17 protein-coding genes are annotated in these 18,793 nt (G+C 68.4%); 8 read left to right on the top strand and 9 right to left on the bottom strand.

Annotated elements, in window-relative coordinates:
• Positions 1–13 precede the first annotated feature (13 nt).
• From ACZ6NZ_RS23895 to ACZ6NZ_RS23885, 3 genes are read right to left on the bottom strand one after another with little or no spacing between them, the layout of a single operon-like run.
• Complete coding sequence (locus tag ACZ6NZ_RS23895) at positions 14–880, bottom strand: carbohydrate ABC transporter permease (RefSeq protein WP_465860242.1); 867 nt, start codon at positions 878–880, stop codon at positions 14–16.
• A complete protein-coding gene (locus ACZ6NZ_RS23890) occupies positions 877–1,875 on the bottom strand; it encodes a carbohydrate ABC transporter permease (RefSeq protein ID WP_366609686.1) in 999 nt (332 codons plus the stop codon). The genes ACZ6NZ_RS23895 and ACZ6NZ_RS23890 overlap by 4 nt, the downstream gene beginning before the upstream one ends.
• Entirely contained in the window at positions 1,872–3,179 is a 1,308-nt protein-coding gene (locus ACZ6NZ_RS23885) for an ABC transporter substrate-binding protein (protein ID WP_465860241.1), read from the bottom strand. Before ACZ6NZ_RS23885 ends, ACZ6NZ_RS23890 begins: the two co-directional genes overlap by 4 nt.
• 138 nt (positions 3,180–3,317) lie before the next feature.
• Here ACZ6NZ_RS23885 and ACZ6NZ_RS23880 point away from each other — a divergent pair, with 138 nt between their 5' ends.
• The 4 genes from ACZ6NZ_RS23880 to ACZ6NZ_RS23865 all read left to right on the top strand — a co-directional run bounded on the left by ACZ6NZ_RS23880 (position 3,318) and on the right by ACZ6NZ_RS23865 (position 9,491).
• Complete coding sequence (locus ACZ6NZ_RS23880) at positions 3,318–4,322, top strand: LacI family DNA-binding transcriptional regulator (RefSeq protein ID WP_465860240.1); 1,005 nt, start codon at positions 3,318–3,320, stop codon at positions 4,320–4,322.
• A gap of 147 nt (positions 4,323–4,469) precedes the next feature.
• Positions 4,470–6,317, top strand: coding sequence for a glycoside hydrolase family 15 protein (locus tag ACZ6NZ_RS23875; protein WP_366609692.1), 1,848 nt, complete (start codon positions 4,470–4,472; stop codon positions 6,315–6,317).
• Between the two features lie 120 nt (positions 6,318–6,437).
• The gene (locus tag ACZ6NZ_RS23870) at positions 6,438–6,992 is read left to right on the top strand and encodes a hypothetical protein (protein WP_465860239.1); all 555 of its coding nucleotides are present in this window, start codon (positions 6,438–6,440) and stop codon (positions 6,990–6,992) included.
• Between the two features lie 285 nt (positions 6,993–7,277).
• On the top strand, positions 7,278–9,491 hold the full coding sequence (locus ACZ6NZ_RS23865) for a HelD family protein (RefSeq protein ID WP_465860238.1): 2,214 nt from the start codon (positions 7,278–7,280) through the stop codon (positions 9,489–9,491).
• Positions 9,492–9,686: 195 nt separating this feature from the next.
• Here ACZ6NZ_RS23865 and ACZ6NZ_RS23860 read toward each other — a convergent pair whose 3' ends face one another.
• On the bottom strand, positions 9,687–10,337 hold the full coding sequence (locus ACZ6NZ_RS23860; RefSeq protein WP_465860237.1) for a TetR/AcrR family transcriptional regulator: 651 nt from the start codon (positions 10,335–10,337) through the stop codon (positions 9,687–9,689).
• Positions 10,338–10,394: 57 nt separating this feature from the next.
• Here ACZ6NZ_RS23860 and ACZ6NZ_RS23855 point away from each other — a divergent pair, with 57 nt between their 5' ends.
• Together ACZ6NZ_RS23855 and ACZ6NZ_RS23850 are read left to right on the top strand one after the other, a co-directional pair.
• Positions 10,395–11,225, top strand: a complete 831-nt coding sequence (locus ACZ6NZ_RS23855; RefSeq protein WP_465860236.1) for an SDR family NAD(P)-dependent oxidoreductase — start codon at positions 10,395–10,397, stop codon at positions 11,223–11,225.
• Positions 11,226–11,372: 147 nt separating this feature from the next.
• The gene (locus ACZ6NZ_RS23850; RefSeq protein ID WP_465860235.1) at positions 11,373–11,696 is read left to right on the top strand and encodes a nuclear transport factor 2 family protein; all 324 of its coding nucleotides are present in this window, start codon (positions 11,373–11,375) and stop codon (positions 11,694–11,696) included.
• Positions 11,697–11,815: 119 nt separating this feature from the next.
• On the opposite strand, the gene ACZ6NZ_RS23845 is transcribed toward ACZ6NZ_RS23850, so the two are convergent.
• Positions 11,816–12,556, bottom strand: a complete 741-nt coding sequence (locus ACZ6NZ_RS23845; protein WP_465860234.1) for an alpha/beta fold hydrolase — start codon at positions 12,554–12,556, stop codon at positions 11,816–11,818.
• A gap of 259 nt (positions 12,557–12,815) precedes the next feature.
• On the opposite strand from ACZ6NZ_RS23845, the gene ACZ6NZ_RS23840 reads away from it, so the two are divergent.
• A complete protein-coding gene (locus tag ACZ6NZ_RS23840; protein ID WP_465860233.1) occupies positions 12,816–13,424 on the top strand; it encodes a TetR/AcrR family transcriptional regulator in 609 nt (202 codons plus the stop codon).
• 84 nt (positions 13,425–13,508) lie between these two features.
• Here the strand turns inward: ACZ6NZ_RS23840 and ACZ6NZ_RS23835 are convergent, their stop codons facing one another.
• The 4 genes from ACZ6NZ_RS23835 to ACZ6NZ_RS23820 form a co-directional block, all read right to left on the bottom strand.
• Entirely contained in the window at positions 13,509–14,948 is a 1,440-nt protein-coding gene (locus ACZ6NZ_RS23835; protein WP_465860232.1) for a dihydrolipoyl dehydrogenase family protein, read from the bottom strand.
• Between the two features lies 1 nt (position 14,949).
• Positions 14,950–15,507, bottom strand: a complete 558-nt coding sequence (locus ACZ6NZ_RS23830) for a hypothetical protein (protein WP_465860231.1) — start codon at positions 15,505–15,507, stop codon at positions 14,950–14,952.
• A gap of 77 nt (positions 15,508–15,584) precedes the next feature.
• Complete coding sequence (locus ACZ6NZ_RS23825) at positions 15,585–15,884, bottom strand: hypothetical protein (protein ID WP_366609708.1); 300 nt, start codon at positions 15,882–15,884, stop codon at positions 15,585–15,587.
• A gap of 231 nt (positions 15,885–16,115) precedes the next feature.
• Entirely contained in the window at positions 16,116–17,351 is a 1,236-nt protein-coding gene (locus tag ACZ6NZ_RS23820) for a low temperature requirement protein A (RefSeq protein ID WP_465860230.1), read from the bottom strand.
• Positions 17,352–17,515: 164 nt separating this feature from the next.
• Here ACZ6NZ_RS23820 and ACZ6NZ_RS23815 point away from each other — a divergent pair, with 164 nt between their 5' ends.
• Positions 17,516–18,760: a PQQ-dependent sugar dehydrogenase gene (locus tag ACZ6NZ_RS23815; protein WP_465860229.1), complete on the top strand. Its 1,245-nt coding sequence runs from the start codon at positions 17,516–17,518 to the stop codon at positions 18,758–18,760.
• Positions 18,761–18,793: the final 33 nt, after the last annotated feature.

Below are 18,793 nucleotides of genomic sequence, written 5' to 3'. Positions count from 1 at the left end.
GTACCGCTGCCGGTCAGCCCTTGACCGCACCCTGCAGGCCACCGACGATCTGCTTCTCCGCGAGCGTGAAGAAGAGCAGCGCCGGCAGCATTGCCAGCGAGGTGAAGGCGAGTACGCCTGCCGTGTCGGTCGTGTACTGGCTGGAGAAGTTCTGCACACCCAGCGGCAGGGTGTGCAGGTTGACGTCGCTGAGGACGAGCAGCGGCAGCAGGAACGAGTTCCAGCTCGCCACGAACGCCAGGACGCCGACGGTGACGAGCGCGGGCCGCGACAGCGGCATCGCGACGCGCCAGAGGAAGCCGAGCCGACTCGCGCCATCGATGGCGGCGGCGTCCTCCAACTCTCGCGGGATGGCGGAGAGGAAGGGACGTAGGATCACGATCGTCAGCGGCAGTGAGAAGGCGACCTGCGGCAGGATCACCGCGTAGTAGGAGTTGATCAGGTTCAGGTCACGCAGCATGAGGTAGAGCGGCAGGATCGCCGCCCCGGCCGGAAACAGCAGGCCGAGGGTGAAGAAGGTGTAGAGCCCTTCTCGGCCGCGGAACCGGTAGCGGGCCAGCACGAACGCGGCGGCCAGGCCGAGCGCGACGACGGCGAGCGTGGTGCCCAGGGCGATGACCGCGCTGTTGAACGCCTGTTGCCAGAAGTTGCTCTGGGTCAGCACCCGGGAGTAGTTGTCCCAGACGAACGGGTCGGGCAGGCCGGCCGGGTCGGCGACGATCTGCGGGGTGGTGCGGAAACCGCCGATGACCACGTAGATGACCGGGGCGATCGACACCGCCGCGATCGCGAGGGCGAGCGCGTAGGTGAGCGGCGTGCCCCAGGAGACCTGGCGGCGTCCGGTGGACGGGGGGAGAACCGAGTTCACGGCCATCGTCACTTCGCCCTTCCGGTGATGGCGCCCTCGATGTCGCGGCGGAGCAGGAACCGCTGGAACAGCAGCGCCGCCACGAAGGAGATGACGAAGAGGATTACCGCCACGGCGTTGCCGTAGCCCCACAGCCGGGCGAAGAACCCGTTGTCCACCATGTACGTCGCCATGGTGGCCGACGCGCCGAGGGATCGGACCGCGGGCACCGAGGTCACCCAGATCATGTCGAAGATCTGCAGCGAGCCGATCATGGACAGGAACATCCAGATCCGGATCGTCGGGCCGAGCAGCGGAATCGTGACGTGCCGTTGGATCTGCCACCAGCTCGCGCCGTCGATGGCGGCAGCCTCGGTCAGCTCGTCGGGCACGTTGGACAACCCGGCGAGGAGCAGGATGATGGCGAAGCCGACGTATTTCCAGGTGAGAACGGCCAACAGGGTCCAGATGACCACGTCCAGGTCGGCTAGCCATGCCTGCACCAGGCCGCCCATTCCCAGGGACCGCAGCAGCGCGTCGACAGTGCCGTCGCCGGTGAGGAGCAACTTCCACATGATGCCGACCGTGACCTCGGCCAGCACGTACGGCACGAACACCAGGAGGCGGAACACGGACCGCCCGCGGAAGCGACGGTTGAGCAGCAGGGCGACGCCCAGGGCGATCGGCCCCTGGATCAGCAGCGACCCGAACACGATGATGGCGTTGTTGCGCAACGCGTCGAGGAAGATCGGGTCCTGGAAGGCGAGGGTGTAGTTCCGCAGACCGACGAACTCGGTGGGCGGCCCGACCCCGCGCCACCGGAACAGGCTGTAGTAGACCGCGAAGCCCATCGGCACCAGCACGAACATCACGTAGACGGCGACGGCCGGCGCGGTGAGCCCGATGATCTCGTACCACTTGCGGCGGTTGTCGGCTCGGCGGGCGGAATCACGCTCGGCCCGGCGGGGGCCCGCCGGCGACGCGGAAGCGCCGCCGGCGGGCATACGGATCTGGTTGGCGGAGGTCACTTGCTTGCGGCCGCCTTCATTGCCGAGACGACCTTCTCAGGCGTCCCGTTGCCGGCGAAGATGGTGACGATCGCGTCGTTCATCGCGTTACCGATGGTGCTGCCGTAGGCCGTGTCCAGCCAGAGCTGGACGTAGCTCGCCCCGGAGGTGGCCTCCAGGATGGACTTCAGCGCCGGGTCCTTGACGGCGTCCGCCGCACCCTTGGCCACCGGCAGGCCGGTGCCGGTCTCGGCGTAGCCCTTCTGCACCTCGGGGCTCACGATGTACTTGAGGAACTCGACGCACTCGGACGGGGCGTTCTTGGAGCAGGAGAACCCGTCACCACCGCCGAGGGCCGCCTTCGGGTCACCCGGGGAACCGCTGATCGCCGGCACCGGGAACCAGCCGAGGAACGACGCGAGCTTCGTCTTGTCCGTGGCGACGGTGTCCAGCGTGCCGCGGTTCCAGTCACCCATCAGCTCCATCGCGGCCTTGCCGTTGGCGAGCATGCCGTTGGCGCTGGTCGGATCGTTCTGGCCCGGCGTGGCGATGAAGTTGGGCTGGAACGGCTTGGTGTCGATGAACGCCTTCAGGTCCTGGCCGGCCTTGACGAAGCACGGATCGTCGAAGGTCTTCTCCGTGGACGCCTTCTTGAGGGTCTCGACCGAGCAGGCGCGCAGCGCCATGTTGTACCACCAGTGCGCGGCCGGCCACTTGTCACCGGCACCCACGGCGATCGGGGTCACGTTGATCGCCTTGAGCTTGGTGACCGCGGCGTTGAGCTCCTCGAAGGTGGTCGGCGGAGCCGCGATGCCCGCTTGCGCGAACATCTCCTTGTTGTACCAGATGCCCTCGATGCCCATCCGGAACGGCAGGCCGTACTGCTTGCCCTTGACCTGCCAGATCTCCGCGGCACTGCCGATGTCGCCGACCTCGGTCTTGACCTGGTCGGTGATCTCCTTGAGGTAGTCGGCCTCGACCTGTTCGGCCATCTCGCCGCCGCCCCAGGCCTGGAAGATGTCCGGCGGGTCGCTGCTCAGCAGCGCGGCAGGGAGCCGGGTGCGCTGGAGCTGATTCGTCTCGATCGCCTCAATCTCGATCTTGACGGTGGGGTGGAGTGCGGAGAAGTCCTTGGCGACCTTCTCCCAGTAGGTCTTGCCGGGCCCGTCCTGTGAGGCGTTGTGCCACCAGGTCAGGGTCACCGGGTCCTTGTACAGCTCGTTCTGAGGGGCCGCCTCTTCGCCGCCGCCGCTGCATCCGGCGGTAACGAGAACACTTGTCATCAACAGTGCCAGGACGGCACTTGCACGCCGCTTCGTTGCCATCGACTCTCCTCGACTAGTCAGTCGCGGTACTCGGCCTGCGGCGAAGTTTTACAGTCACGTAACTTGATGTCAATCGGTATCGATAACGTTTTCGAGTCGGTGACGCCGCGGCGGCAACAGGGCCCTATCATCATCGACGTGGTGTTTCAGCAGCGCGTCAAGATGTCGGATGTGGCACGTACTGCCGGCGTCTCGGTCGCGACCGTGTCGAAGGTGGTCAACGGCCGCTACGGCGTGGCCCAGGCAACCGTGGAACGAGTCCAGCAGGTCATCCACGAGCTCGGCTACGAGGCGAGCCTGGGGGCGCAGAGCCTGCGCAGCCACCGCACCAACGTGCTCGGCATCCTGGTCGCCGAGTTCGAGCCGTTCTCGACCGAGCTGCTCAAGGGGGCCTCGCAGGAGGTCGCCGGCAGCGGGTACCAGCTACTGGCCTACTCCAGCGGCGACGGCGAAGGGGCCGCGGTGGGGTGGGAGCGGCGCTCCCTCGCCCGGCTTTCCGGCACACTCATCGACGGCGCCGTCATCGTCACGCCGACGGTGGTCGAGACCGAACACAGCTTCCACGTCGTGGCGGTCGACCCCCACACCGGGCCGTCCGACCTGCCCACCGTCGACTCGGACAACTTCGCCGGCGCCGTGCTGGCGACCAACTACCTGCTGTCCCTCGGCCACACGCGCATCGGGCACATCAGTGGACGCACCGACCTGAAGTCTGCCCAGCTGCGCGAGGCCGGCTTCCGCAGTGCGATGACCGAAGCCGGCGTGCCGGTGGACGAGCGGCTCGTCCGCGTCGGTGGGTTCCGGATCGAGAGCGCCGCCGGCACGGCCGCGGAACTGCTCGCCCTCAGCGACCGACCGAGCGCGATCTTCGCGGGTAACGACCTGTCCGCGATCTCCACGATGACCGTGGCCCGCGACATGGGCCTGTCGGTGCCCGACGACCTGTCGGTGATCGGCTTCGACAACGTCCCGGAGTCGGCGCTGGTCAACCCGCCGCTGACGACCATCATGCAGCCGCTGCAACGGATGGGCGCCGAAGCGTTGCGCCTGCTCGTCGACCTGATCGCCGGCGTCGACCGCGACACCCACATCCGGCTCCCCACCGAGCTGGTCATTCGCTCCTCCTGCCGCCCGCTGCGCTGACGGTGAGGCTGGCCGGGTCGGCGCAGGACCCGGCCCTCGCGGCGTTACCTGGGGAACGCGACAGGGTGGCGGAACGTGAATCTCACCTAAGCCGACAATTCCTCCCCTAAGTTCGGTGCGCAGGACGCCGCCGAACCGGGGAGAGACGTGGACAGCTATCCGGCGATCGAGGATCACGGGCTCATCGGCGACCTGCAGACCGCCGCGCTGGTGACGTGCGACGGGACCGTCGACTGGTTCTGCGCGCCGCGGTTCGACTCACCGAGCATCTTCGCCGCCCTGCTCGACAAGGAGAAGGGCGGCTACTTCCAGATCGCGCCGCACGACGTGCGGTACGTGACCAAGCAGCTCTACCTCCCCGGCACACCCATCCTGATCACCCGGTTCATCAGCGCCGACGGGGTGGCCGAGGTGATGGACTTCATGCCGGTCACCGGCGAGCGGGCCACCGACGCGCACCGGCTCGTCCGGACCGTCACCATGGTCCGCGGCAGCATGCGCTTCCGGGTCGAGTGCCGCCCGCGGTTCGACTACGCGCGCGAAGCGCATCAGCTCGAGCGTCACCACAACGGCTACGTCTTCCGCAGCCGGTCGGCGACGCTGACGTTCAACCCGGTCGACCCGGTTCGGCGGTTGATCTCCGAACAGGGTGACGTCCACCTTGAGGGCGGCGACCTGGTCGCGTACGGCACGCTGAACGAGGGCGACACCGGCGGGGTGGTCCTGGAGACGGGTGGGGCCGAACCACGCATCTTCTCGCCGGAAGAGATCCAGGGCATGTTCGAGTGGACCCGGGACTACTGGCGACGCTGGCTCGAACGTTCCCGCTACACCGGCCGGTGGCGGGAGATGGTCGAGCGCTCGGCCATCACGCTCAAACTCATGACGTACGCGCCGACCGGCGCGATGATCGCCGCGCCCACCACCGCGCTGCCCGAACTGGTCGGCGGCACCCGCAACTGGGACTACCGCTACACCTGGGTCCGCGACACGTCGTTCTCGGTGCACGCACTGCTCGGCCTCGGCTTCACCGAGGAGGTCAGCCGGTACATGAACTGGCTGGACGAGCGGATCCGCGAAGCCGGCGACCATCAGGATCCGTTGAAGATCATGTACCGGGTGGACGGCTCCTCCGACCTGCACGAGGAGGTGCTGGAGCATCTGGAGGGCTACCGAGGCTCCCGGCCGGTACGGATCGGCAACGGCGCCGCCGACCAGCTCCAGCTCGACATCCACGGCGAGGCCCTCTACGCCATGCACCTCGCCGACGAGCAGGGCATCCGCGTCTCGCACCAGGTATGGAAGAGCACCGTGCGGCTGGTCGACTGGCTCTGCCACAACTGGGACCAACCCGACGCCGGCATCTGGGAGAGCCGCCACCACCCCCGCAACTACACCTTCGGTCGGGTGATGTCCTGGGTCGCGCTGGACCGGGCCATCCGGCTGGCCACCCGGACCGGTCGCCCCGGAGACATGACCTGCTGGACGGAGCAGCGCAACCGCATCTACAACCAGGTCATGGAGCGCGGATACGACCGGGCCCGCGGCACCTTCGTGCAGGCGTACGACGAGAACGTCCTGGACGCGGCACTGCTCGCCATGCCGGCGGTCGGTTTCGTCACGCCGAGCGACCCGCTGTGGCAGTCCACTCTGCTGGCGATCGAGCGTGAACTGGTCTCCGACAGCCTGGTCCACCGGTACGACCCGGTCCACTCCCCCGACGGCCTCCCGGGCCACGAGGGCACCTTCAACATGTGCACCTTCTGGTACGTCGAGGCGCTGGCCCGCTCCGGCCGCCTCGACGACGCCCGACTCACGTTCGAGAAGATGTTCACCTTCAGCAACCACCTCGGCCTCTATGCCGAGGAGATCGCCGCGACCGGGGAGCAGATCGGCAACTATCCCCAGGCGTTCAGCCATCTCTCACTGATCAACTCGGCGCTGACACTCAACGATCTGCTCGACACCGAGGCCGACGCCCGCCGCAGGCGGTAGCGCCAGCTCGTCCCGCCGCCCCGGTGGGGCCCGCCGCGGGAAGGACTTGACGCGCCCGAGTCCATCGCGCATCGTCGATATATATCGACCATCTCGAATGTATGGACGCGGGGAGAACCGATGAAGGCCTTCGTCACCACCATCTCGGTTGCGGCACTGCTGCTCCTGGCCACCGGCGGCGCATCCCACGGCCAGCCAGCTGCCGACCCGCCCTGCACCGGGCAGATCCACCCGAACCCGGGGTTCGAGCACGGGACCACCGGCTGGACGGCCGGGCCCCGCATCGTCGTGGTCGGCGACGCGACCCGAGCGGCACACACCGGCCACGCCTACGCCGCCTTCGCCGGGCTGGACGTGACGCGCACCGACCTGCTGCGCACCACTGTCACAGTGCCGGCCAACTGCAACCTGACGGTCAGTTTCTGGGTGCGGACCACCACCACGGAGACCAGCCGCGGCGACTACCTGAACGTCGGACTGGCGGTCACCGGGATACCCCCGAAGACGAGGTTCTCGCTGGCCTTCGACGGCGGAGCGCAGTGGCGGCAGTACGTCATGTCGAGCGGAACCGCCACGACCGAACGCACCGCGACAGCCAGCTTCCTCGCCAGCGAGACGGCCGGCAACGGGGTCACCGCCTTCGACGTCGACGACGTGTCCTTCAGCTTGAGCTGACCTGCGCGGGACGACCCCCGGCGCCACCATGCGGCCTCGGCCGACGCCTGCCGTAGAGCGGGCCACGTCACCACTCAGAATGCATCCGCAGAACAGATAAAGACTTGGCTGTCAATAAGAAAATGGGATTGGTGAGGCCACGGACAACCCCGGAACTGCAAGGCATTGAGATTCCGATCTCTGCTGGCGGATTGCCTGGTCGGTGAGGAAAACGGACTCTATGCTTGCCGCCGAATGCGCTGCGGCTCGTCCGGGCCGAGGTTTACCCGATCCAAGGATTTGTGTATGCACCGGAAGTCTGCCCTGAGCATCGGCACCACCGGCGTCGCCGAATCAGCACCTGACGGCCAACTGCCGGCCTCAACAGCGGAGGGCGTTGCGCGACGATCCGCTGTCGCCGAGGAACAGGCGTTCCTGGATGTGGCCACGGCCCGGCGGGACAGGCTGATCGATCACCTACAGGTCGAGCTTTCGGCGGAGGCCCTGAACGCGTTGGAACTGGCCCGACAGCGCCTGCTCCGCCAGCAGTACGACGAGCTACGGCGGGCAGAGGAAGGGCTGGTCTTCGGCCGCCTCGACGGTCTTGACGGCACGGTGCGCCACGTGGGCCGTGTCGGTCTCCGTGACGACGGGGAGGGCACTGAGCCACTGCTGGTGGACTGGCGTGCTCCCGCGGCTCGGCCGTTCTACACCGCTACGGCTGTCGACCCACAGGGTCAGGCACGGCGCCGGCACATCCGTACGACGGGATCGGCCGTCGTCGGCGTGGACGACGAGCCTCTCGACGGAAGCACGACTGCGGAACTCGTCGGCGAAGGCGCCCTACTGGCCGCGCTCGACCAGCGGCGCACCGGCCGCATGTCGACGGCGATCTCCACCCTGCAACGCGAACAGGACGACATCATCCGGGCTGAGGCGACCGGCCCACTGATCGTCCAGGGCGGTCCCGGCACGGGCAAGACCGTGGTTGCCCTGCACCGCGTCGCGTACCTGCTGTTCACCCACCGGAAGATGGCCGACCAGGCGGTCCTGGTCCTGGGTCCCTCGCCGCGGTTCCTCGAGTACATCGCCCAGGTGCTACCCGCGCTCGGTGAGACCGCCGTCGTCTCGGCGACCTGCGACACGCTGCTGGCCGACGTCCACGTGGGCCGCGACGAGAGCCGGCGACTCGCCGAGATCAAGGGCCGCGCCCTCTGGCAGCCCGCCCTCGAAAGCTACGTCACGTCGCTGCTCCCCCGTCCGCGCGAGCTGAAGCTGCGCTGGGAGGGCGAGTTCTACGTCATTCCGGCCGCGGCCGTGGCGCAGGCGCTCGCCTCGGCGGTGCAGGGGCGTCCGTACCACCGCGCCCGCGCGGCGTTCGCCGATCAGTTGCACCACCGTCTGGCCGATGTCGTCGCCGAACAGCGCGAGACGCTGATGGCGGAGATGGAGGAAGGCTTCGAGGACATCCTCGCTCGCGTCGACAAGGGCATGGCGCAGGATCACTTCTCCACTGAAGCGTCCACCAGGAGCGACATCAACGGGTTGCTCTCCGAGGAGGAGATCGAAGAGCTTCGTGGTCGCATCGCCGAGAACGCCACCATCGCCCGGTTCATCGAAGCGTGGTGGCCCACCCTCGATCCCGAAACCCTGCTGGGTGGCCTCCTGACCGACCGCACCCTGCTGGCCCGGTTCGCCCCGCAGTTGTCCCCCGAGGAGATCACGGCCGTCGCAGCCGAGCCGACCCCCTGGGCGTCAAGCGACATCCCCCTGATCGACGCCCTCGCCGACCTGCTCGGGGACGTCGACACCCCGCAACCACAGGGCGAATTCCTCGCCGAACGTGCTCACCGCCAGCGCGCCTGGGTGTACGGCCATGTCGTCATCGACGAGGCGCAGGAACTGTCCGAGATGCAGTGGCAGATGGTTCTCCGCCGGTGTCCCAGTCGTTCCATCACCGCCGTCGGTGACATCGACCAGGCCGAGGCGGCCCACCGGCACACCAGTTGGGCGCAAGCGGTACGAGCTGCCTTCGGAGACCGCTGGACCGCAGCGGAACTGACCATCTGCTACCGGACCCCGCGCGAGGTCATGGACCTCACCGAACCGGTCTTGAAGAGGGCTGGCAGCCACAACACTCCGCCACGAGCGGTGCGCTCCTCCGGCATCGCCCCCTGGGAGCGGACGAGCACACCGGCTGAGCTTGCCGACGCCGCCGTGGACGCCGTGCGGCAGTTGCAGCAACGGTGGCACGGCGGCACGGTCGGCGTCATCGCCCCCGTGGAGCGCATCGCCACCCTCCACGCCGTACTGAGTGACGTGCCGGTGCTCACCGTGACCCAGTCCAAGGGGCTGGAATGGGACGCGACACTCCTCATCGACCCTCAGGGCATCGCCGCCGAACCGCGCGGTTGGAACGGCCTCTACGTCGCGCTCACCCGGTGCACCCAGGAACTCGGCCAGCTGATCCTCACGCAGCAGTCGCCACACCTCGACCAGGAGCGGCCGCCCACCTCCTGACGAGCGTTCGAAAGCGCTCCCGCCGGGCGGTCGGAGTCGCCGATCGGCGGCTCTGCCGGAAGGCAGCGCACCATGGCCGTCTCGTTCGTCGATCCCGAAGGGCTACCGGCGAACGACCTGTACCGTCACGTTGACGACGGCAGACCAGGACGCCAGCCGATCAAACTGTGGCTCTGACCGACTTCGGGACAGACCCTAGCGGGCCAGGCGGTCCAGCAACTCGCCGAGCAGCGCGTGCTCGCCCGGGGTGAGGTCGCCCGGGTCGTCGCCGACCAGCGCACGTAGCGTCAGTGCGGCGCTCGCACGAGTCTCGGGGGCTTCGGCGGGGGGCATGCGCAGGACTCCGGCCAGCGCGGCCTCGCGGACGCGTCCGGAGAGCCCGAGATCCGGCTCCGGCTGGCTGATCAAGGTGAGCGTGATGCCGACGTTTGCGGCCAACACCTGTTCGGCGGCGTCGGCCGCCGGCACCTTGAGCAAACCCTGGGCGGCGGTTAACCGATCGCGCAGCGCGGCGTGCGCGGGGGCGGTGACGGCGCACGGCTTTCCCGGCTGGGCGCGGCCGTACAGCAGCCCGTAGAACGACGGGTGCTCCAGCCCGAACTGCACGTGCCTGTTCCAGCCCTCGCGCAGGTCGTCCAGCGGGTCGCCAGAGCTCTCCACGGCCGTGTACTGGGTGAAGCCGTGGCTCGCCACGGCGTCGATCAGGCCCTGTTTGCTGCCGAAGTGGTGGTACAGCGTCGGGGCCTGCACTCCGGCGCGATCGCACACCGCCCTCGTGGACACCGTGCCGCCGCTCTCCAGCAGTTCCGCTGCCGCGAGCAGGAGTCGATCCCGTGCGTTCTGCATGCTTGCTACATTACCTCATGTAGCGCTACATTGCTTTCTATAGCGAGAGGAGAAGTCATGAAGACCTGGTTCATCACTGGCGGGACCCCCGGAGGGTTCGGCCTGGTCTACGCCGAGGCCGCCCTGGAGCAGGGCGATCAGGTGGTGGTGACCGCGCGTCGGCCCGCTGAACTGCGAGAGTGGGCTGAACCACACGGCGACCGGGTGCTGGTTCTTCAGCTCGACGTCACCGATGCCGACCAGGTGCGTGCGGCGGTCAAGGCGGCCGAGGAGCGGTTCGGCGGGATCGACGTGCTCGTCAACAGCGCGGGCCGTGGCTGGTACGGCTCGATCGAGGGCGCCCCTCAGGAGGCGATCCGCCGCACGTTCGACCTCAACCTGTTCGCCGTGGTCGAGGTGGTGCGCGCGGTCCTGCCCGGTATGCGGGCACGCGGCGACGGCTGGATCGTGAACATGTCGTCGGTGGCGGGCCTCGTCGGCGCACTGGGTTTCGGCTACTACGCGGCGGCGAAGTTCGCGATCGAAGGACTGTCGGAGACCCTGCGCCAGGAAGTTGAGCCATTCGGTGTGCGCGTGCTCGTCGTGGAGCCGGGAGCATTTCGCACCAAGGCCTTCACCTACTTCGAGAACGAGGACGTCGACGAGATCGTCGACGCCTACGTGCCGATGGTCGAGGGCGTCAAGGCGGCGTTCGTGGACCACAACGGCAAGCAGGCAGGAGACCCTGTCCGTGGAGTGCAGGCCGTGATCAGCGCGATGAACGCACCCGTTCCACCGAAACGAATCGTGCTCGGCAACTCCGGCTACGACGTCGTTGTCGCGATGCACGAGGACGCACTCGCGGAGCTGCGCGCGAACGAGAAGCTCTCCCGCGGAGCGGACTTCTGAGCCTTGACCCTGGTCGGCACCGCGCGAGCTGAACACCGCGCCGCACGGCCCGTGACGGTTCGCCGACATCGCCGTCCTGCGGCAGCGGTGTCGCAGGACATACCAGCACGCGCCCGCGTTCTGGCACCGGAGAAATTGGAGGCAGAGATGAACGAGATCACCCTACCCAAGGCCGTCGACAACCTCATCACGGCCACGAACGCGCACGACGCGAACGCGCTGGCCGCGGTCTTCGGCGACGGCGCCACCGTGCACGATGACGGGAAGACCTGGACCGGCGAGGCCGAGATCCGCGAGTGGATCCAGGGGCACCTGATCAACCCCAAGGTCGTGCTCACGCCGACCTCGTTCGCGGCCGACCGGCTGGTGGCCTCCGGGGACGGCGATTTCCCCGGCGGGCCCCTGTCCTTCGCGTTCGTGTTCGACATCAAGGACGACCAGGTCATCGACCTCGCGATCGAGCCCGTCTGATGCGTCACCGGCCGGGCTGCCCGAGGGCTGCTCCGGCCGGTGAGCGCGACAGTGGAGCACAGCATCAGTCGGCTCAAACGCCACCGTGCGGTCGTAGCCAGGTTCGACAGACTCGCGCGTTAACCTCGACGGCTCTTGGACATCTGCATCGAGGGTGCGGTGGCGCGGGCGGCGCTGTCGATGAAGTCGGCGACCGGGCCGGGTTGCGAGACCGCCACAGCGTGGGAGGCGGCGATCTCCATTGTCGTGGAGCCCGCCCGGTCCGCCAGGAAGCGTTGCAGGTCTGGCGGGATGCCCTGGTCCTGGGCACTGATCAGGGTCCAGGAGGGGATCGTCTTCCAGGCGGCCTTGGTCACGCCCTCCTCCTGGGCGTTCGCGGAGGCGGGTCGCTGCGTTGCCGCCATGAGTTCGGCGGTGCCGGCATCGACGTCGGCGGCGAACACCTCGTGGAACTTTTCCTGCAAGATGTACTGATCCATGGTCATGCCGCCGTCGTCGGAGGGCACCGGGATCATCTTGATGCTTGAGGTGAGCTGACTTCCGGGGTATTTGGAGACCAACTCGATCACACTTTCGCCCACGTCCGGGCTCACGCTGGCGACGTACACAAGGGCCTTGACGTTGGGGGCGTCGGCCGCCGCCTCGGTCATGACCAGCCCGCCGTAGGAATGGGCAGCCATCACGACCGGTCCGGGCAGGCTGTCCAGAAGGGCGCGAACGTATGCGGCGTCCTTCTGCACACCGCGCAGCGGGTTGGCGACGGCAATGACCGGATAGCCCCGATGTTTGAGGTTGGCAATCACCCCGTTCCAACTCGACGAGCCGGCGAATGCCCCGTGGACCAGCACGATCGTCGGCATCTCCTGGGCAGACATGTCAGAAGCAGCGCTCATCTGGAGGTCCTTTCGAGAGGGCTCGTCACCCGTTGCCCGCGGTTGCCGGCCGGACCGACGAGTACGGTCGACGGAGCATTTCCCGGGCACCGCGTATCAGCGCGCGCGATCCCTGCTCCGGTGGGGTTGCAGCATCCAGAATCCCGCACTGATCGGGCCACTGTCAGCGAGATCGGAGAACAGCGGACAAGGATAAGACCGAACGTTCTGTCGCTAAGATGGTTGGATGGCGAGCGACGAACCCACCAACCGGCCCTCCGAGGCGCGCCTCAAGCTTCTCCGAACGGCGACCAGGATCTTCTACGCGGAGGGCATTCACGCCGTCGGTGTCGACCGGATCATCGCCGAGGCGAAGGTGACCAGGGCTACCTTCTACCGCCACTTCCCCAGCAAGGATGATCTCATCCTGGCCTACCTGCGGGAGGTGCATCAGCTGGAGCGCGGCATGGTCGACGAGGCGCTCGCCGCCGATCGATCGCCGGTCGACCCGCTCCTGGCCATCGCCAATTCCATCGCTCGGAACATCCAGTCCCCCGGGTTCCGTGGGTGCGCGTTCCTGAACGCCGCGGCGGAATATCCCGACACGAACCATCCCGTGCACCAGGAACTCATGGCCCACCGGCAATGGTTCCTGGACACCATCACCGGGCTCATGGCGCAGGTCCACGAAGGAACGGCGGATCCCGCAGCGCGTCACTTCGTCATGCTCCGGGACGGCGCCATGGCGGCGGGATGCCTCGCCGACCCCACGAAGGTGTCCGAGACCTTCCTGCGCGGTGTCGAAGGACTGCTCAGGATCAACTCGGAGCTTCGGTCGGCAGAGTCGGCCCGGTAGCCCCCGTACGACCGCGAGCTGGGCCACCCTCCGGTAGGAGGATGACCCAGCTCCTGTGTGACGCCGCCGGCCGTACGGCGCAGGTCAGCGGCCGTACGCCTCCAGCAGGCGCAGCCAGACCTCGCTGACGGTCGGGTACGCGGGCACGGCGTGCCACAGCCGCTCCAGTGGGACCTCACCGACGATGGCGATCGTCGCGGCGTGGATCAGTTCCGCGACGTCCGGGCCGACGAGGGTGAGGCCGACGATCACCCGCCGGTCCTCGTCCACGACCATCCGGGCATGCCCCTGGTAGCCGTCGGCGTGCAAAGCGGCTCCGGCGACGGCGGCCAGGTCGTAGTCGACGACCCGGATCCGCAGTCCAGCGGCCTCGGCGGCGGCTGCGGTCAGCCCCACCGACGCGACCTCCGGGTCGGTGAAGACGACCTGCGGCACGGCGCGCTCGTCGGCGGTGGCGACGTGCCGACCCCACGGGCGGTCGTCTGTCGCGTCTCCAGTAGCCCGCGCCACGATCACGTCGCCCACCGCGCGCGCCTGGTACTTGCCCTGGTGGGTCAGGAGCACGCGCCGGTTGACGTCTCCGGCCGCGTACAGCCAGCCGTCGCCGATCAGCGCGCCGGCACCGTCGACCACCCGCAGGGTGTCGTCGACCGTGAGCCAGGCGCCCGGCTTCAGGCCGATCCGGTCGAGGCCCAGGTCGTGCGTGTTCGGCGTACGGCCGATCGCGACGAGGATCTCGTCGGCCTCGACCTGCTGGCCGTCGGTGAGCGTGACGTGCACCGTGCCGTCGCCGTCGCGGCTCACCGATCTGGCCTCGGCACCGAGTTGGACCGACACGCCGGCTTCCCGCAGAGACTGCGTGACCCGCTCGCCGACGAACGGCTCCGCCGCGGTGAGCACACCGTCGCGGGCGAGCACCGTCACGGTCGATCCGAGGCCGGCGTACGCGGTCGCCATCTCCGTGGCCACCACGCCACCACCGATGATGGCGAGGCGGCCGGGAACCTCGCTCGCGGCGGCCGCCTCACGGCTGGTCCACGGTGTCGACCCGCGCAGGCCGGCAATCTCCGGCACCAGGGCGCGACTGCCGGTCGCGACGACGACGGCGTGTCGGGCGGTGAGCGAGGTGGTGACGCCGTCCGCGCCGGTCACCTCGACGAGCCGGTCGGCGCCGATGCGTCCCTGGCCCCGGTACAGCGCGATCCCCGCCGAGCTCAGCCAGGACACCTGCCCATCGTCCTTCCAGTGCGAGGTGAAGGTGTCCCGGCGACGCAGCACGGCCTGCGCGTCCAGCTCGCCGGTCACCGCCTCGCGCGCACCGGGCAGCTGGCGAGCCGCCCGGAGCGCGGTCTGGCTGCGCAGCAGCGCCTTGGTCGGCATGCAGGCCCAGTACGAGCACTCGCCGCCCACCAGTTCCCGCTCGACGATCGCGGCGGTCAGGCCGCCCCGCACGACGCGGTCGGCGACGTTCTCCCCCACCGGTCCCGCGCCGATGACAATCACGTCGTACGTGGCCTTTTCCACGTCAGTTTCCCTTCGCGGCGCGGCCGAGGCGGATGGCCGCGATGAGGAAGAAGATGGCGCCGGGGATGGCGTAGCCGATCGCGTTGGTCAGCGCCGGGTTGTCCGCAGCGGCCGCCGCGAAGAACGACGCGCCGGCGATGACGGAGATGCCACCGCTGATGATCATTGGCCATTGGCCACCCATGGTGCGGCGGGTGACGGCCACGATCAGCTGAACCAGTCCGGCCACGACCGCCCAGGCGCCCCAGACGCGCAGGACCGCCGGGATGCCGGACGCGCCGGCGATGCCCAGGCCCACCGCGGCGAGCAGGCTGATCGCGACGTTCACGTACAACAGGGTTGGCGATCCGGTGGCCCGCGATGCGCGGACGTCGACAATGGCGGCGGCCACGTCGAACAGCGGATAGAGCACGAGCAGCGCGGCGGTGAGGGGGTTGAGGTGCTTGGCGAGGGGGAACGTCACGGCGGCCCAGACGATCGCGAAGGCGAAGCGACCGAAGTACAACCGCCGCAGGGCAGCGGCCGTCGTCGAGATGCCGGGAACGGCAACGGTGGTCATGGTCAACCTCTCGGTGATTGCGGAGCGAGGGGACATCCAGCGGGGTGAGGGCCGCCGCCGGGAGGGGAAGGGCGGTGCTACTCGATGTCCGAGAACAGCCCGGTGATCTCCACCTGAGCCCCCTGGAGCCCACCGAAGACGGCACCGGCAGCGGGCGTCGCGACTGCGGCAGAGGCGTCCTCGTAGCTGGCGAAGTACAGGTCGAGCGTCCGGTACGCGGGCGTGGGCGTGCCGTCCTCCTTCGGCCACACCTTGGCCGACTCGACCCGCTGAAGCTTCGGGAACGTCTCCGCGGCGCGGCGTACGTCGGCGTAGACCTTCTCGAACTCGTCGGGGTCGGCGGGATTACCGATGACAAGGGTGATCTTGGTGGGCACGGGGCTCTCCTTCGGGCGCAGCCATGAACGTCAGGTAGACCGAACGTTCTGTCTGCAAGAACGGTACCCACTCGGCCCCCCGTCGTCAAGACAGACCGTTCTATCTGATGGGTGCTGTGGTGGTCGCCACTGCCCGGGGTGAGGGAACACCGGTTCGACGTGAACACGAGGTGCGTGGCCAGCAGGGCGATTACGGGACGAAACAGGTCATCGCGGCGACCGGGTGCCGCGTCACGCCTCGGAGTCGCGGTCTCCGGACGTCTCCCGTCCGATCGGCGAGGCGGAAACCTCCAGCGACTCGCCTCGCCTGCTCAGCGCTCCGAGTAGCGCAACCAGGACCAGCACACAGGCCACCACGCTCAACCCGACCATCGGCGGCCAGTGCGCCAGCACCGGTGTGGCCAGCAACAGGGCGCCCAGACCGACCACCTGGGGTCGGGAGATCTGACCGAAGATCTCGTACTCCAGCCGCAGGCGGGCCACGAGGAAGAGCATCGGTCCGCCCACCACGAACAGCAGCCAACCGGGCCGCGGCTGTCCGAACGGATGATCGATCACCAACTCGTACCCGACCGAGGTGATGAGCACGCTGAGCACGATCAACAGGTGCGTCCGCTCCGACGTCGCGCCCAGCCGGGCGGGCTCACCCGCCCGGCCGAACGCCTCCGACAACAGCAGACCGGCGCGGTAGAAGTAGATCCGCCAGAGCAACGCGCTGATGGCGAACGCGACCGCGAAGGCGGCTGCCCGATCCCCGGAGTAGTCCGCGCCGCTGAAGACCACGCCGATAACCAGAATCGATTCACCGAGCGCGATGAGGACCATCTGCTGATATCGGTCCGCGAGATGGGTCCCCGCGATCCGCCACCGACCTATTTTCGAAACCCCGAGCCACGGCAACGGCCAGCCCAGGAGCCAGGCGAGGTAGTCGACAGCGAGAGCGACAAGCCACAGCGGCAGGCGGAGGTGATCCGGACCCAACGCGCCGACCAGCCACAGCGGGGCGCTCGCCAGGGCCCACACGACAAGCCGGACGGGCACCAGCCGTCGCGGATGCCCGCGCAAAGCGACTGCGACCACCAGCGGCCGCACCACCATCACCATCAGGTACGCGACCGCGAACGGCAGCGCGCGCTCCTCCATGGCACGGGGCAGCGCCACCGCCATGATCAGGCCGGCGAACATGGTGCCGACCACGACGGCCTGAATGACCGGCTGCTCCGGTTCGTACCGGCTGGTGATCCAGGCGGTGTGCGACCAGATCAACCAGAGCGCCAGAAACAGCAGCAGGGTACGCCCGAAGCCCGTGACGAGCGCCCAGCCGGTGTCATCGGCGGCGCCGGCGAAACGTTGCGAGACCCGGGTGAGGGCCACCACGAAGGCCAGGTCGAAGAAGAGCTCCAGGAACGTCGCCCGACCCGAACTCATCGGAGGGCGCAGCAGCTCGCCACCCCGCCCCGCCGCCATCGCCCGCCTCCGTCCGCCCCCCGCTACCAACGAGCCGACCGCCAGTGGAGTTGCGTCGCTGCCCGCGGGCCCACGGATCATGCGGTTGGATATTGATTGCAGTCACTGTACGGTGGGAACGCTCCCAGACCGCGTCCATCACCCACCTGATCGAGGAGCTGAACATGTCACGACGACGTCGTCGCCCGGCCGCCATGCTGGCCGGGTTGCTCGCTCTGGCCCTGGCTGCGACCCTGTCGCCACCGACGCCGATTGCCGGCACTGCTGCGGCCGGCCCATCCAGAACCCGCGCTGTGCCACTCGCTGAGTTGACCGTGGTATCCGAACGGGTGGCTTTCGGCCTGCAGCGTCCCATTGCGATCACCGGCCTCCCGGACGGCCGGATGCTGATCGCTGAGAAGAACGGCACTGTCCGCGCCTACCACCCCGACACCGGCCTGGCACCCGACCCGGTGATCGACCTGACCGCCCGGATCGACACGTCGGACAACGAGCGCGGCCTGCTCGGCATCACTCCGGCGCCGAACTTCGCGCGGACCGGGATGCTCTACGTGGCCTACACGAGTCTGCCGGCCGGCGCGCTGACCCTGGCGCGAGTGCCCATCAATGCCCCCGATCGGGTGCAGGTGCTGCTCACCCAGGAGCACGCCGAGTACGGCAACCACAACGGCGGACAGGTGGCCTTCGGCCGCGACGGCTACCTGTACTGGTCCCTCGGCGACGGTGGTTACGCGAACGACCCCTACAAGAGCGGCCAGAACCTCGGCACCCTGCTCGGCAAGATCCTGCGGATCGACGTCAACCGCAGCTGCGGGGCGAAGCCCTACTGCGTGCCCTCCGACAACCCGTTCGTCCGCACGTCGGGCGCCCGGCCGGAAATCTGGGTGTACGGGCTGCGCAACCCGTGGAAGTTCTCCATCGACCCGGCCGACAACTCACTGTGGATCGGCGACGTCGGCCAGGGCCTGATCGAGGAGATCAACCACATCCGCCCGTCGCAGCGTGGCGCGAACCTCGGCTGGTCCTGTCGAGAGGGCACGCCCGTCTTCGACGAGACGCAGTGCCGGCCGGGCGTGCGGCTCACCGACCCGATCGTCGAGTACGACCACTACATGACGGAGAACTGTTCCATCATCGGCGGCCTGGTGTACCGGGGCTCCGTCACCCCGGAGGCGCGGGGCACCTACATCGCCAGCGACTACTGCTCGACCCGCGCTTTCGCCGTGCGTCCGAAGTCCACCGGTGGCTACGAGTCCGCTGAGATCGGCACCTTCCCCACCCAGCCGACGGCGTTCGGCGCCGACGTGAACGGCGAGCTGTACGTGCTCAGCGACCTCCCGGGATGGCTGAGCAAGGTGCGGTTCGAGCGGGTCCAGCCGACCCCCACCGGCGGGGCGACGATCCGCTGAACCTCAGCACATGCCCGTGACACCCGCGCTACC

Source organism: Micromonospora sp. NPDC047756, assembly GCF_055587245.1.
This window is presented reverse-complemented; position numbering and strand designations above follow the sequence as displayed.